Origin of the sequence: Streptomyces sp. NPDC006314 (assembly GCF_040613075.1) — a bacterium.
GTDB lineage: Bacteria > Actinomycetota > Actinomycetes > Streptomycetales > Streptomycetaceae > Streptomyces.
This window is the reverse complement of record NZ_JBEXRL010000001.1, coordinates 528,309-541,663: the sequence shown is the minus strand read 5'-3', so window position 1 is coordinate 541,663 and position 13,355 is coordinate 528,309. Positions and strand designations below refer to the sequence as shown.

12 protein-coding genes and 1 pseudogene are annotated in these 13,355 nt (G+C 72.3%); 7 read left to right on the top strand and 6 right to left on the bottom strand.

All coding sequences use genetic code 11. The features are described from left to right. Window positions 1-13 precede the first annotated feature (13 nt). Window positions 14-871, top strand: coding sequence for a Bax inhibitor-1/YccA family protein (locus ABZ079_RS02420; RefSeq protein WP_356937500.1), 858 nt, complete (start codon window positions 14-16; stop codon window positions 869-871). A 76-nt stretch (window positions 872-947) separates the two neighbouring features. Here ABZ079_RS02420 and ABZ079_RS02415 read toward each other — a convergent pair. Together ABZ079_RS02415 and ABZ079_RS02410 are read right to left on the bottom strand one after the other, a co-directional pair. Then, a pseudogene (locus ABZ079_RS02415) lies at window positions 948-2,091 on the bottom strand (IS30 family transposase). A gap of 160 nt (window positions 2,092-2,251) precedes the next feature. Next, on the bottom strand, window positions 2,252-2,482 hold the full coding sequence (locus ABZ079_RS02410; RefSeq protein ID WP_356937499.1) for a DUF4287 domain-containing protein: 231 nt from the start codon (window positions 2,480-2,482) through the stop codon (window positions 2,252-2,254). A 99-nt stretch (window positions 2,483-2,581) separates the two neighbouring features. Here ABZ079_RS02410 and ABZ079_RS02405 point away from each other — a divergent pair, with 99 nt between their 5' ends. Continuing rightward, on the top strand, window positions 2,582-2,893 hold the full coding sequence (locus ABZ079_RS02405; protein ID WP_356937498.1) for a hypothetical protein: 312 nt from the start codon (window positions 2,582-2,584) through the stop codon (window positions 2,891-2,893). A gap of 1 nt (window position 2,894) precedes the next feature. On the opposite strand, the gene ABZ079_RS02400 is transcribed toward ABZ079_RS02405, so the two are convergent. The 3 genes from ABZ079_RS02400 to ABZ079_RS02390 form a co-directional block, all read right to left on the bottom strand. Continuing rightward, the gene (locus tag ABZ079_RS02400; RefSeq protein WP_356937497.1) at window positions 2,895-3,677 is read right to left on the bottom strand and encodes a hypothetical protein; all 783 of its coding nucleotides are present in this window, start codon (window positions 3,675-3,677) and stop codon (window positions 2,895-2,897) included. Between the two features lie 271 nt (window positions 3,678-3,948). Next, window positions 3,949-5,169, bottom strand: coding sequence for an acetyl-CoA C-acetyltransferase (locus ABZ079_RS02395; RefSeq protein WP_356937496.1), 1,221 nt, complete (start codon window positions 5,167-5,169; stop codon window positions 3,949-3,951). Between the two features lie 131 nt (window positions 5,170-5,300). After that, window positions 5,301-6,317, bottom strand: coding sequence for an SGNH/GDSL hydrolase family protein (locus ABZ079_RS02390; protein WP_356937495.1), 1,017 nt, complete (start codon window positions 6,315-6,317; stop codon window positions 5,301-5,303). Between the two features lie 160 nt (window positions 6,318-6,477). On the opposite strand from ABZ079_RS02390, the gene ABZ079_RS02385 reads away from it, so the two are divergent. Then, window positions 6,478-7,869 (top strand): cystathionine beta-synthase, encoded by a 1,392-nt coding sequence (locus tag ABZ079_RS02385; protein WP_356937494.1) that lies wholly within the window; start codon window positions 6,478-6,480, stop codon window positions 7,867-7,869. Window positions 7,870-8,229: 360 nt separating this feature from the next. On the opposite strand, the gene ABZ079_RS02380 is transcribed toward ABZ079_RS02385, so the two are convergent. Beyond that, window positions 8,230-9,009: an SDR family oxidoreductase gene (locus tag ABZ079_RS02380; protein WP_356937493.1), complete on the bottom strand. Its 780-nt coding sequence runs from the start codon at window positions 9,007-9,009 to the stop codon at window positions 8,230-8,232. Window positions 9,010-9,077: 68 nt separating this feature from the next. Here ABZ079_RS02380 and ABZ079_RS02375 point away from each other — a divergent pair, with 68 nt between their 5' ends. The 4 genes from ABZ079_RS02375 (at window position 9,078) to alr (ending at window position 13,325) form a co-directional block, all read left to right on the top strand. Then, complete coding sequence (locus ABZ079_RS02375) at window positions 9,078-9,449, top strand: holo-ACP synthase (protein WP_356937492.1); 372 nt, start codon at window positions 9,078-9,080, stop codon at window positions 9,447-9,449. A gap of 45 nt (window positions 9,450-9,494) precedes the next feature. Further along, on the top strand, window positions 9,495-10,925 hold the full coding sequence (locus tag ABZ079_RS02370) for an NAD(P)H-hydrate dehydratase (protein ID WP_356937491.1): 1,431 nt from the start codon (window positions 9,495-9,497) through the stop codon (window positions 10,923-10,925). Window positions 10,926-11,156: 231 nt separating this feature from the next. Beyond that, on the top strand, window positions 11,157-12,110 hold the full coding sequence (locus tag ABZ079_RS02365; protein WP_356937490.1) for a L,D-transpeptidase: 954 nt from the start codon (window positions 11,157-11,159) through the stop codon (window positions 12,108-12,110). A 48-nt stretch (window positions 12,111-12,158) separates the two neighbouring features. After that, window positions 12,159-13,325: an alanine racemase gene (gene alr / locus ABZ079_RS02360; RefSeq protein WP_356937489.1), complete on the top strand. Its 1,167-nt coding sequence runs from the start codon at window positions 12,159-12,161 to the stop codon at window positions 13,323-13,325. Window positions 13,326-13,355 lie beyond the last annotated feature (30 nt).

Below are 13,355 nucleotides of genomic sequence, written 5' to 3'. Positions count from 1 at the left end.
ATGGAGGAGTGAAATGAGGAGCAGTAACCCGGTCTTCTCGCGACGGGGGTTCAGCCGCGACAACGGCTACGCCGGCTTCAACACCGCACCGCAGGCCGGGTACGCACAGGGCCCCTACGCGCAGAACCCCTATGCGCAGAACCCGTACGCCCAGCAGGACACGCAGTACGGCGCCCCGCCGCAGGCCCCGGTCACCACCGACCGGATGACCATGGACGACGTCGTCGTCCGCTCGGCGTTCACGCTCGGCACGGTCGCCGTCGGCGCCGTCCTCGCCTGGGCGCTGCTGCCGGTCTCGACGACCAGCTACGGCCTGGCCATCGGCTCGGCGCTGATCGCGTTCGTCCTGGCCATGGTCCAGAGCTTCAAGCGCACCCCGTCGCCCGCGCTGATCCTCGGATACGCCGCCTTCGAGGGTGTCTTCCTCGGCGTCATCAGCGAGATGTTCAACAGCCGGTGGAGCGGCGCGCCGTTCCAGGCGGTGCTCGGCACCATGGCGGTGTCGGGCGCGACGCTGCTGATCTACAAGGCCGGCTGGATCCGCGTCACCGCGCGCTACGCCCGCATCGGCATGGCCATCGCGATCGCCTTCATGGTGGTCATGGCGGTCAACCTGCTGCTGGTCGTGTTCGGCGTCGCCGACAACGGCGGCCTGCGCAGCTTCGGCCCGCTCGGCGCGCTCGTCGGCATCATCGCGATCCTGCTCGGCGCGTTCTTCCTGACCCTCGACTTCAAGCAGATCGAGGACGGCATCGCCTACGGCGCCCCGCGCAACGAGTCCTGGCTCGCCGCGTTCGGCCTCACCCTGACCCTGGTGTGGATCTACGTGGAGATGCTGCGGCTGGTGGCGATCTTCAGCAGCAACGACTAGCGCATCCGCCGGTCGCAGGCAGGGCCCCGGGCAATCGGCGCATTCCAGGGGTCGTAGCGACACCGCGGTGAGTTGATCAAGCCGCGAGCAGTTTGGACAGGCGCTCGGCTGGGATTTCCCAGCCGAGCGTTTTGCGTGGGCGGCTGTTGAGCTCGGCGGCCACGGCGGCCACGGCGGCCAGGTGTTCGGGGGTGTGGAGCGAGAGGCCGGTGCCCTTGGGGAAGTACTGCCGCGGTAGGCCGTTGGTGTTCTCGTTCGAGCCGCGCTGCCAGGGACTGCCGGGGTCGCAGAAGTAGACCGGGATGTCGGTGGCGGTGCTGAAGGCGTGGTGGGCGGCCATCTCGGCGCCCTGGTCCCAGGTCAGGGACCGTTTCAGGTGCAGGGGAAGGGTTTGGACCGTCTGGGCGAGTGCGTTGCGGACGGCTGCGGCGCTGTGGCCGGTGGGCAGGTGGACGAGCAGCAGGTAGCGGGTGCTGCGTTCGACCAGGGTGGCGATGGCGGAGCGGGAACTGCGGCATGAGGTCGCCTTCCCAGTGGCCGGGGACGGCACGGCCGGCCACTTCGGCGGGCCGCTCGCTGATCATCACCATGGGAGGGGAGGAGCGCGGCTGCCGCTTGGCGGCATGGCGGTGGGGGCGGCGCATGGCCCGTCCCGTGCGCAGGGCACGGGTCAGCTCGCGGCGCGGTTCGCCGCGGCCTGGACATAGAGGGCCTGGTAGATGGTCTCGTGGGTCATGTGCATCTCCGGCCGGTCGGCAAAGCGTCTGCGCAGAGCGTGGCGGATCTGCTCGGGGCTCGCAGCGCCGGGTCAGATGCTCCTGGACGAAGTCCCGCAGTTCCCGGTTCTGGCCGATCTTCCCCGCCTTGGGGCGGGGCCGGCGGGCCATCGCGCGAGCCTGGGCTGCGTGCGGCCTGTACTGGCCGTTCGTGGGGTGCCGGTTGCGGCGTGTCTCCCGGCTGATCGTCGACGGGCCGCGCCCCGGCTCGGCCGCGATGGCCCGGATGGTGGCCCTCTCACGCAGCCGGTCGGCGAGGTGGATGCGGTCTGCTTCACCGAGATGGCGCGACGGCACGGGCGGTGCGGCCTCAACAGGGGGCGGCACCACCGCGTTGATCGGTGGTGCCGCCCTGTTCCTGCCCGAGGCGCCGCGTCCGTTCCGCCATCGCTTGCCCGTCCGGACGTTGATGCCGATAACTGCGGCGGCCTCGGAGTGGCCCATTCCCTGGTCCACGAACCGGAAGTACGCCTCCCGCTCCTGAACCAGCTTCCTGGGTCCCTGCGGCGGCCGGTCCTCCCGGATCCTGAAGTCCATTGCCACCCCTGAACCGGGGTGTTGCAACGACCACTAGAACCTGAGATCCGCCCGGGGCCTTCGCCGTTCAGAGCAGCTTGCGCGCTGCCCTCCTCAGGTCGTACTCGTGCACGATCGCCTTCGCGTGGCCGTACGCCAGGTCGTATTCGTGCCGGAGCCAGCTGACCTTCTCCTCGAAGCGGAACAGAGCCGGGCCTTCTTCGACGGTGCGCAGCCAGTCGGAGATCTCACGACCGGTGCAGTGGGGGATGCGGGCGAGCAGATTGCGGTGGGTCTCCTCGGAGAAGACTTGGGACATCGGCGCCTCCGAACGCAAAGGGGATGTAAGCCGGTCCTTCACGTCACCGTGCCTGAGGGTTCGCGTATTGGCAACAGTGCGGCGCGTTACGCTCGGCGCGTGCTTGATACGACGCCCTTGACCCAAGCAGTGGATCACTTCGCCGACCGGTTGCGGGCGGCACCGCAGAGCCGGCTGCAACGAAGCGCGGCGGCCGAGGCGCTGGCGCTGGCCCGGGAGTTCGCCCGGTGGACGCAGCGGGCGGAGGAGCCGGGGACCGAGCCCCGGGAGATGCCGGACGCGGGGATGTTCGCGGTGGCCGACCAAATCCTCGTGGCCGCGCACGACTTGGCGCTGGTGCTGAAGAGCGACGACGAGGTCGCCGAAGCGGTGCGGCGCGTGGAGGAGGCGCGTCAGCGCGCGGGGGTGTGAATCAGAGAGACGCGATGACCCTGTCGGCCAGGACGTAGACCGTGTCCTCGCCGCACGCGAACGTGAGGGTGTAGGCGCCGGAGATGCCCGAGCCGCCGAGCAGGTACGGCAGCTCACCCGCCTTCAGGGCCGCTGCGAGGCGTTCCGCCGTCTCCCGGTGCCCCGGCGTCATGCACAGGGTGGTGCCGTCGGCGAAGACGTACACGTCGAGGGTGCCGAGCGGCCCCGGGCGGACGTCGGCGAGTTCGACGCGTTCGGCGGCCAGCTGTTCCAGCATGGTCACCATGCGCTCGTGGTCGTGCACGCCGGGCGACTGCACCGGGACGAAGTCCGGGTGGGAGGGGTGGCGGCGACGGGCCGCGGCCAGCTCAGGGGACTCCCCGGAGAACTCGTCGGCGTCGGCGGTCGGCTCGGACACCGGCTCCAGGCCCACGAAGTCGGTCTGCCGGGGCAGGAACAGGTCGGTGTCCGGCAGCCCGAGCAGGGAGGGCGCGTCGGAGGCGTCACGGGCCTCCTGCGCCGCCCAGAAGGCGCGCGCCTCGGCCAGCTCCCGCTCCCGCTCCTCCGCCAGTGCCTCGGCCACGGCCGCGCGTATCCGGTCCCCGTCGGCGTCGCCACGGGCGTTCGGCAGCAGCGCGCGCACGGCGGCGGCATCACTCTCGGCGAGCTGCGTGTGCAGCTCCGCGATCTGGCGGCGCAGCTTCAGCACGGTGCGCAGGACGGCGACGCCCACGGCGCCGGTGGCGGCCGTGGTGAGCAGCAGGGCGATCGGCATGGCGCTCACTGACGTACTCCCGGTTCAAAGTCGACCCCCGACTTCCTACATCAGCTTGAAGGGCGGACTAAGCAGCTGTCAGTGCGTAACGTCACGAAACGGGCAGGACTTGGGTCGCGGGGTTTCGGGTGGAACGGCGCTGACCTGCGCAGAGTCTCCGGCGGGGGAGATAGGTCACATCCTGGGGGAGATTGGATCACAGAAAGACCCGGCCCCGGGGGTTTTCCGGGCACCGGGCCTTTTACTGACGTAACGTGCCTGGCTCGCTACGGACGGTGGGTCAGCTGAGGCGCTCGATGACCATCGCCATGCCCTGGCCGCCGCCGACGCACATGGTCTCCAGGCCGAACTGCTTGTCGTGGAACTGGAGGGAGTTGATGAGCGTGCCGGTGATGCGGGCGCCCGTCATGCCGAAGGGGTGGCCGACGGCGATGGCGCCGCCGTTGACGTTCAGCTTGTCGAGGTCGATGCCGAGATCCCGGTAGGAGGGGATCACCTGGGCGGCGAAGGCCTCGTTGATCTCGACGAGGTCGATGTCGTCGATGGTCAGGCCGGCGCGGCGCAGCGCCTGCTGGGAGGCCTCGACCGGGCCGAGGCCCATGATCTCGGGGGACAGGCCGGAGACACCGGTGGACACGATGCGGGCGAGCGGGGTGAGGCCCAGCTCGCGGGCCTTGGTGTCGGACATGATGACGACCGCGGCGGCGCCGTCGTTCAGCGGACAGCAGTTGCCGGCGGTGACCATGCCGTCCGGGCGGAAGACCGGCTTGAGGCCCTGGACGCCCTCCAGGGTGACGCCGGCGCGCGGGCCGTCGTCCTTGCCGACCACCGTGCCGTCGGGGAGGGTCACCGGGGTGATCTCGCGCTCCCAGAAGCCGTTCTTGATGGACTCCTCGGCGAGGTTCTGCGAGCGGACGCCGAACTCGTCCATGTCCTGGCGCGTGACGCCCTTCCAGCGGGCGAGGTTCTCCGCGGTCTGCCCCATGGCGATGTACGCGTCCGGGACCAGCCCGTCCTCACGCGGGTCGTGCCAGGTCGTCCCCTCCTGGGCGGCGACGGCGGCGGTACGGGCCTCGGCCTCGGCGAAGAACGGGTTGTGCGTGTCCGGCAGGCTGTCGGAGTTGCCCTTGGCGAACCGGGAGACCATCTCGACACCGGCCGAGATGAAGACGTCGCCCTCGCCGGCCTTGATGGCGTGCAGGGCCATGCGGCTGGTCTGGAGCGAGGAGGAGCAGTAGCGGGTGATCGTGCAGCCGGGCAGGTGGTCCATGCCCATCTGCACGGCGACGATCCGCCCGAGGTTGTTGCCCTGCTCGCCGCCCGGCAGACCACAGCCGAGCATCAGGTCGTCGATGTCCTTCGGGTCCAGCTCGGGGACCTTGGCGAGGGCCGCCTGGATGATGGTCGCGGTCAGGTCGTCGGGGCGCAGGTCCTTGAGGGAGCCCTTGAAGGCGCGGCCGATGGGGGAGCGGGCGGTCGAGACGATGACGGCTTCGGGCATCACGGCTCCAGTGGCGGTACGAGGGGTAAGGGCATGCCGGTTGGAAGTTACCCGTCCGTATGGCCCAGGTCACGGGTGTGGTGGTGTGACACTGACCGCAATTTACTAAGCGCTTGCTTTGGTTGGGTGGGTCACACCGACGGAGTCGCGGGCTCGGCCTCCGGCACCCGGCGCCGCCGCCTCCGCTTGAGCAGCGCCCACGGTCCGCGCGGCCCCGTGGGCATCGCCGCCGTGACCTCCGTGCCCGCCTCGGAAGCGGCTTCCGCCGCCGCGCGAGCAACGGGCAGGAAACCCTCGCGACGCGAAACATCCGGCCGTTCCTCCTCCGCCGGCCACAGCCCCAGCGCCGCGCACACCGTCGGCAGCACGGCCATGGCGGCCGTCGCGTACCCCTCCGCCGAGGGGTGGTAGTTGTCCGGCCCGAAAAGCTCCCGCGGATTCGCCTCGAACTCGGGGCCCAGCAGATCGCCCAGGGACACCGTCCGCCCGCCCTGCTCGACCACGCCGATCGTCTGGGCCGCAGCCAGCTGCCGCGAGGCCCGCCGCGCCAGCCACCGCAGCGGCTGCTGCACCGGCTCGATGGTGCCGAGATCGGGACACGTGCCGACCACCACCTCCGCGCCGGCCGTGCGCAGCCGCCGTACCGCCGCCGACAGGTGCCGCACCGAGCGCGTCGCCGGCATCCGGCCGGTCACGTCGTTCGCGCCGATCATGATCACGCAGACGTCCGGGACGGGAGACGCCGAAAGCACCAGCGCCACCTGGCGGTCCAGGTCGTCGGACTGGGCGCCGGGCAGGGCGACGTTGCGCAGCTCCACCGGCCGTTCCGCCACCGCCGCGAGCCCCGACGCCAGCAGCGCCCCCGGGGTCTGGCCCGCCCGGTGCACGCCCTGCCCCGCGGCCGTGGAGTCACCGAGCATGGTCAGCCGGAGGGGCGGCTCACCGGGGATGTCGTACGCATGGCCGTACACGCCGTCGGCCACCGGCACCCGGCCGCCGCTGCCGTTGCCCACATGACGCCGGGCCAGCCGCATCTCCGCCAGCAGCAGACCGACGGCCGCCGCGCCGACCAGCCCGGCCCCGCCACCGCCGTACGCCGCTCCGGCCGCGATGCGCCGGGCCACTCTCGCCCTCGACATGCTCGTCATGCGTCGCCGCCACCTCCTCGTAGCCGTACCCACTCCTTGCCCCGTACCGGCCGTTCGCCAATCTCGACGAGGGGGTGAACGACCACCACCCGTCACCGGGGGGCCTTAGGCTGGCGGAACCACTACGACCACTGTTTTTTGAAAGCAACCGGAGACAACGGTGCACTTCCACGACTCGATGATCAGCCTCGTAGGCAACACCCCGCTGGTGAGGCTCAACAACGTGACCAAGGGCATTCAGGCGACCGTCCTGGCCAAGGTGGAGTACTTCAACCCGGGCGGCTCCGTGAAGGACCGCATCGCCCTGCGCATGATCGAGGCCGCCGAGCAGAGCGGCGAGCTGAAGCCGGGTGGCACGATCGTCGAGCCGACCAGTGGAAACACCGGTGTGGGACTGGCCATCGTCGCTCAGCAGAAGGGGTACAAGTGCATCTTCGTGTGCCCCGACAAGGTGAGCACCGACAAGATCAACGTGCTGCGCGCGTACGGCGCCGAGGTCGTCGTCTGCCCGACCGCCGTGGACCCCGAGCACCCGGACTCGTACTACAACGTCTCCGACCGGCTCGTGCGTGAGACCCCCGGCGCCTGGAAGCCCGACCAGTACTCCAACCCCAACAACCCGCTCTCGCACTATCACTCGACCGGCCCCGAGCTGTGGGAGCAGACCGAGGGGAAGATCACCCACTTCGTGACGGGCGTCGGCACCGGTGGGACCATCTCCGGCACCGGCCGCTACCTGAAGGACGCCAGCGACGGCAGGGTCAAGGTCATCGGCGCCGACCCCGAGGGGTCGGTGTACTCCGGCGGGTCCGGCCGGCCGTACCTGGTCGAGGGCGTCGGTGAGGACTTCTGGCCGACCGCCTACGACCGCACCGTCGCCGACGAGATCGTCCCGGTCTCCGACAAGGACTCCTTCCAGATGACCCGCCGCCTGGCCAAGGAGGAGGGCCTGCTGGTGGGGGGTTCGTGCGGCATGGCCGTCGTGGCGGCGCTGCGGGTCGCCGAGCGGCTCGGTCCCGACGACGTCGTGGTCGTCCTGCTCCCGGACAGCGGACGCGGCTACCTCAGCAAGATCTTCAACGACGAGTGGATGGCCGACTACGGCTTCCTGGAGGACGAGGGCCCCAGCGCCCGCGTCGCCGACGTCCTCGAGGACAAGGCGGGCGGCTCCATCCCGTCCCTGGTGCACATGCACCCGGACGAGACCGTGGGCCAGGCCATCGAGGTGCTGCGCGAGTACGGCGTCTCGCAGATGCCCGTCGTCAAGCCGGGCGCCGGTCACCCGGACGTCATGGCCGCCGAGGTCGTCGGCTCGGTGGTGGAACGGGAGCTGCTGGACGCCCTGTTCAACAAGCGCGCGTCCCTCGACGACCCGCTGGAGAAGCACATGTGCGCCCCGCTGCCCCAGGTCGGCTCCGGCGAGCCGGTCGGCGACCTGATGTCGGTGCTGGGCTCGGCCGACGCGGCGATCGTCCTGGTCGAGGGCAAGCCGACCGGTGTGGTCAGCCGGCAGGACCTGCTGGCGTTCCTGGCCAAGGGCGGCAACAAGTAGCCGAACCACCGGCAACCGCGGTTTCCCGCGCCGGACTTGTGACGGGACGGGGTTCGCGGAAGTGGCACGAGGGTGTCACGTGTGCGCAGCACCCGCTTAACACGGGTCCGGCACAGTAGTGGGTGTCGGCAGGGGTGGGAGCGACTCCCCGCCCGGGCCGGCACCGAACGGCGCCGAGGAACTCCGGAGCGGCTCCCGGACCTCCAAGGACGCCACGGACGCGCAAGCCCGGCCCTGACCCGGCCCGCGTCCCTCGCGGGGACCGCCGTCGTCCCGCCCCCCGGAAACGGGGGTGCGGCGGTCCCCGCGCCATCCTCTTCCCGCCAGGGCCGAGCGGCACCGTACGGTGACGAACCCGGCTCAGTGGACCGAGAAACCGCCGTCGACGAAGAGCGACTGACCGGTGATGTACGCGGACGCCCGGCCGGCGAGGAACACCGCCGCCCCCTCGAAGTCCTCGGCGAGCCCGTTGCGTCCGGCCATCGTCCGCGCGGCCAGCGCCGCCACCCGCTCGGGGTCCGACGACAGGCGTGCGTTCAGAGGCGTCATCACGAAACCCGGCACGAGCGTGTTGCAGGTGACGCCGTGTCGCGACCACGCCTCGGCCTGGGAGCGGGCCAGCGACTCCAACGCCCCCTTCGAGACGCCGTAGGCGCCGCTCTGCACGAAGGCCCGGTGGGCCTGCTGAGAGGTGACGTGGATGATCCGGCCGAAGCCGCGCTCGGCCATCCCCGGTCCGAACCGCTGCCCCAGCAGGAACGGGGCCTCCAGGTTCACCGCCATGGTGGCGTCCCACACGTCCTCGCCCAGCTCGCTCATCGGCGGCCTGAGGTTGATCCCGGCGCAGTTGACGAGGATGTCGGGCTCCCCGAACGCGCCGGCCGCCTCCTCGGCCGCCACGCGCACCCCCTCACGGGTGCTCAGATCCCCGCTCACCCAGGCCGCCCGGCACCCGTCGGCCAGCAACTCGCCCACGGCGTTCTCCAGTCGGCCCTTGTCCCGGGCCACGACCACCACGCTCGCCCCGGCACGCGCCAGCGCGCCGGCGATGGCCCGGCCGATGCCGGAACTGCCGCCGGTCACGAGGGCGACACGGCCGTCCAGCGAGAACAGGTCGGAGAGATAGGCCTGTGATGTCATGTCCGGAGCGTAGACGGCACGAGCCGTCCCGGCGCCCGGCACCGGGCCGCGACCGTAGGCTGCGGCCCATGAGCATCATCGGAGTCGGGATCGACGTCGCCGAGATCGATCGGTTCCGGGCGTCGTTGGAGCGGACGCCGGGATTGGCGGACCGGTTGTTCGTGGAGCGGGAGTTGCTGCTGCCCAGCGGCGAACGGCGCGGGATCGCCTCGCTCGCGGCCCGGTTCGCCGCCAAGGAGGCGCTGGCGAAGGCGCTGGGGGCGCCGCCGGGACTGCACTGGACCGACGCCGAGGTGTACGTCGAGGACAGCGGGCAGCCCCGGTTGCGGGTGAAGGGCACCGTCGCCGCGCGGGCGGCGGAGTTGGGAGTGCGGTCCTGGCATCTGTCCCTGAGCCATGACGCGGGGGTGGCCTCGGCCGTGGTGGTCGCCGAAGGGTGAGTGCCCGGGTGTGGGGGGCCGGGGTTCCGGGGCAGACTCGGTGCCATGCGTACTGCGTACAGCGTGGAGACGGTAAGGGCGGCCGAACGGGCGCTGATGGCACGGCTGCCGGAGGGCGCGCTGATGCAGCGGGCGGCCGCGGGGCTGGCCGCCGCCTGCGCGGAGTTGCTCGGGCGGGTCTACGGCAGCCGGGTGGTGCTGCTCGTCGGCAGCGGGGACAACGGCGGGGACGCGCTGTATGCGGGGGCGCGGCTGGCGCGGCGGGGAGCCGGGGTCACGGCCGTGCTGCTCTCGCCGGAGCGGGTCCATGCCGGGGGACTCGGTGCCCTGCGGCGGGCCGGAGGCCGCGTCGCGGCGGATGACGCCGTCGAGGAGCTGATCCAGCGGGCCGATCTCGTGGTCGACGGGATCGTCGGGATCGGGGGCAGGGGCGGGCTACGGCCGGGTGCCGAGCGGCTCGCGGCGGCGGCGGAACGGTCTCGGGCCGCCGTGGTGGCGGTGGATCTGCCCAGCGGGGTCGAGGCCGGTACCGGGGAGGTGCGCGGGGCCGCTGTCCGGGCGGACCTCACCGTCACCTTCGGTACGTACAAGCCCGGGTTGCTGGTCGATCCCGCGCGGGGGTACGCCGGGGTCGTGCGGCTCGTCGACATCGGGCTGGAACTGCCTGCCGAGGGTGAGCTGGTGGCCCTGCAGCACGCGGATGTGGCGCGGCTGCTGCCACTGCCGGCCGCCGGGAGCGACAAGTACCGGCGGGGGGTCGTCGGGATCGCCGCCGGGTCGGCGCGGTATCCGGGCGCCGCCGTGCTCGCCGTCTCCGGGGCCTTGCGGGGCGGGGCGGGAGCCGTGCGGTACGTGGGGCCCGCCGGGGAAGCGGTCCTCGCCCGCTTCCCGGAGACGCTTGTGTCCGATACCGGGCCCGCCAAGGCCGGGCGGGTGCAGGCCTGGGTGGTCGGGCCGGGGGCGGGGGACGACGCGGTGACCGTGGCGGAGGTGCTGGAGGCGGATGTGCCCGTGCTGGTCGACGCGGACGGGCTGCGGCTGGCCGAGCGGGATGCGGTGCGTGGGCGTACGGCTCCGACGCTGATGACGCCGCACGCGGGGGAGGCCGCCGCGCTGCTGGGGCTGCGGCGGGAGGAGGTCGAGGGGGCACGGCTGGCCGCGGCACGGGAGCTGGCGGCGGTGTACCGGGCGACCGTGCTGCTGAAGGGGTCCACGACCTTGGTGGCCGACTCCGCGGGCGGGGCCGTGCGGGTGAACGCCACGGGTACGTCGTGGCTGGCCACGGCGGGGAGCGGGGACGTGCTGTCCGGCCTTGCCGGGTCGTTGCTGGCGGCGGGGCTGTCGGCGTTGGACGCGGGGAGCGTGGCGGCGTATCTGCACGGTCTCGCCGGGCGGTTCGCGGCGGAGGGGGCGCCGGTGGGAGCGCACGACGTCGCGGCACGGATCCCGCAGGCGTGGCGGGACGTACGCGGCTGAGGGCGCGCCGCGGCCGGCCGGGGTTCGGTGGCTTGCCCGTGCCGGCCGGGTGGCGCCTTGCTCGGGGACGGGCGCCCCCCCCAGCGGTACGACTGCCCGCAGGCGCGGGTTGCCGCGCGGCAGGCCCCCACGCGTCCGCGGCCGGCCGCGTGCCGTCGAGGGTCGGCCCCTCGGGTGACCCCACCCGCGCGGCATCACCGAACGTGCGGGTCCGCGCGTTTGGCTGATCGCATGATCACCAGACGAATCGCGTACCGAGGCGTGGCGGTGCTGCTCGTCGCCTCGACGACCCTTCCGGCCGCCGGGACCGCCGCGGCCACCGCGCCCGCCGTACCGGTGACCGGCACCGCCGAAGCCGCCGCACCCCCGGCAACCGCCCCCTCGGCCACCCCCGTACCGCCGACCCCCGAGTCCGACCTCGTGCCCGGTGTGCCGCCCGGGCCCGGGCAGCCCTGGCAGATCGACACGCCCGACCAGATGCTGCCGCCGAAGGTGTACACCCCGAGCGCGCGGGAGGACGCCGTCGAGCCCAGGGACGCGGCGCCGGGGACGTACGACCTCATCGAGTACGTGCCGCTCGCCGACGCCGTCGCCAAGGTGTCGTGCAGCAAGCAGGCCGGGCCGTATCAGCGGCAGGTGGAGCGGTGGCTGAAGCTGAAGGTGGACGGGAAGCAGTCCACGAAGGACTGCAAGGCCATCCGCGCCTTCCAGCTCAAGCACAAGATCAAGCCCGCCATCGGGTTCGCCGGGCCCGTCACCTGGTCGACGATGATGCTGATCTCGGCCGGGAAGAATCCCAACGCGGCCAAGAAGTGCCCGGTCAAGTCGTACCGGGTCGCCTGTGTCGACCTGGACCGGCAGCTGACCTGGGTGCAGAAGGGCACCAAGGTGCTGTTCGGGCCGGTGCCGATGCGCAGCGGCCGCAAGGGAATGGTCACCCGCAAGGGCTGGCACACCGTCTACTGGCGGCACAAGAACCACGTGTCCACCCTGTACGGCCAGCCCATGCCGTACGCCCAGTTCTTCGACGGCGGCCAGGCCTTCCACGCCGTCTACGGCAGCATCTTCACCACCGTCGGCTCCTACGGCTGCGTCAACCTGAAGCTCGCCGACGCGCGCAAGCTGTGGGGCGTGCTCAAGAAGGGCGACCACGTCTACGTGTGGGGGCGGCGGCCGGGCACCTGACACGGCGCCCGGGGCCCCTGTACGGCCCTCTGAGAGACTGGGGGCGCCATGAGTGAGACTGCAGCTGTGCCGACCGCCCCCCTGCGCGCCCGCGCCGAGATCGACCTGGGCGCCCTGCGCGCCAATGTGCGGGCGCTGCGTGCCCGGACGCCGGGCGCGGCCCTGATGGCCGTCGTCAAGTCCGACGGATACGGCCACGGGGCGGTGCCGTGCGCCCGCGCGGCCCGCGCGGCGGGGGCGGCCTGGCTCGGTACGGCCACGCCCGAGGAGGCCCTCGCGCTCCGCGCGGCCGGCCTGCCGGGGCGCATCCTGTGCTGGCTGTGGGTACCGGGCGGCCCCTGGCGGCAGGCGATCGAGGCCGACATCGACGTCTCCCTGAGCGGGCTGTGGGCCCTGCGCGAGGCCGTCGAGGCCGCCCGGCGGGCCGGCCGCGCCGCGCGGGTGCAGCTCAAGGCCGACACCGGGCTCGGGCGCAACGGCTGCCAGCCCGCCGACTGGCCCGAGCTGGTCGCCGAGGCCCTGCGCGCCGAGGCCGCCGGGCTGGTCCGGATCACCGGACTGTGGTCCCACCTCGCCTGCGCCGACGAGCCCGGCCACCCCTCCATCGCCGCCCAGCTCGACCGGTTCCGGGAGATGCTCGCCCACGCCGAGGGCCAGGGCGTGCACCCCGAGGTGCGGCACATCGCCAACTCGCCGGCCGCCCTCACCCTGCCCGAGGCCCACTTCGACCTCGTCCGCACGGGCATCGCGCTGTACGGCATCTCGCCGAGCCCGGAGCTGGGCACCCCGGCCGACTTCGATCTGCGCCCGGTGATGACGCTGAGCGCCTCGCTGGCCCTGGTCAAGCGCGCCCCGGGCGGGCACGGCATCAGCTACGGCCACCACTACGTCACCCCCGGCGAGACCACCCTCGGGCTGGTGCCGGTCGGCTACGCGGACGGTATTCCGCGGCACGCCTCCGGGACCGGTCCGGTGCTGGTCGACGGCAAGTGGCGGACGGTCGCCGGGCGGGTCGCCATGGACCAGTTCGTGGTGGACCTCGGCGGGGACGAGCCCGCGGTGGGCAGCGAGGCCGTGCTGTTCGGGCCCGGCGACCGCGGTGAGCCCACCGCCGAGGACTGGGCGCAGGCCTGCGGCACGATCGCGTACGAGATCGTCACGCGCATCGGAACCCGGGTTCCCCGCGTCTATGTGAACGGGGAAGAACTCGGGTAACCCGTCAGGGGGGCAGTGTCATCTCGTTGA

Excerpts from the sequence above, each read along its gene's own strand:
- ABZ079_RS02365 (WP_356937490.1), top strand. The coding sequence starts at position 11,157 with ATGATCACCAGACGAATCGCGTACCGAGGCGTGGCGGTGCTGCTCGTC.
- ABZ079_RS02390 (WP_356937495.1), bottom strand. The coding sequence starts at position 6,317 with ATGACGAGCATGTCGAGGGCGAGAGTGGCCCGGCGCATCGCGGCCGGA.
- ABZ079_RS02380 (WP_356937493.1), bottom strand. The coding sequence starts at position 9,009 with ATGACATCACAGGCCTATCTCTCCGACCTGTTCTCGCTGGACGGCCGT.
- ABZ079_RS02375 (WP_356937492.1), top strand. The coding sequence starts at position 9,078 with ATGAGCATCATCGGAGTCGGGATCGACGTCGCCGAGATCGATCGGTTC.
- ABZ079_RS02410 (WP_356937499.1), bottom strand. The coding sequence starts at position 2,482 with ATGTCCCAAGTCTTCTCCGAGGAGACCCACCGCAATCTGCTCGCCCGC.
- ABZ079_RS02370 (WP_356937491.1), top strand. The coding sequence starts at position 9,495 with ATGCGTACTGCGTACAGCGTGGAGACGGTAAGGGCGGCCGAACGGGCG.
- alr (WP_356937489.1), top strand. The coding sequence starts at position 12,159 with ATGAGTGAGACTGCAGCTGTGCCGACCGCCCCCCTGCGCGCCCGCGCC.
- ABZ079_RS02395 (WP_356937496.1), bottom strand. The coding sequence starts at position 5,169 with ATGCCCGAAGCCGTCATCGTCTCGACCGCCCGCTCCCCCATCGGCCGC.
- ABZ079_RS02420 (WP_356937500.1), top strand. The coding sequence starts at position 14 with ATGAGGAGCAGTAACCCGGTCTTCTCGCGACGGGGGTTCAGCCGCGAC.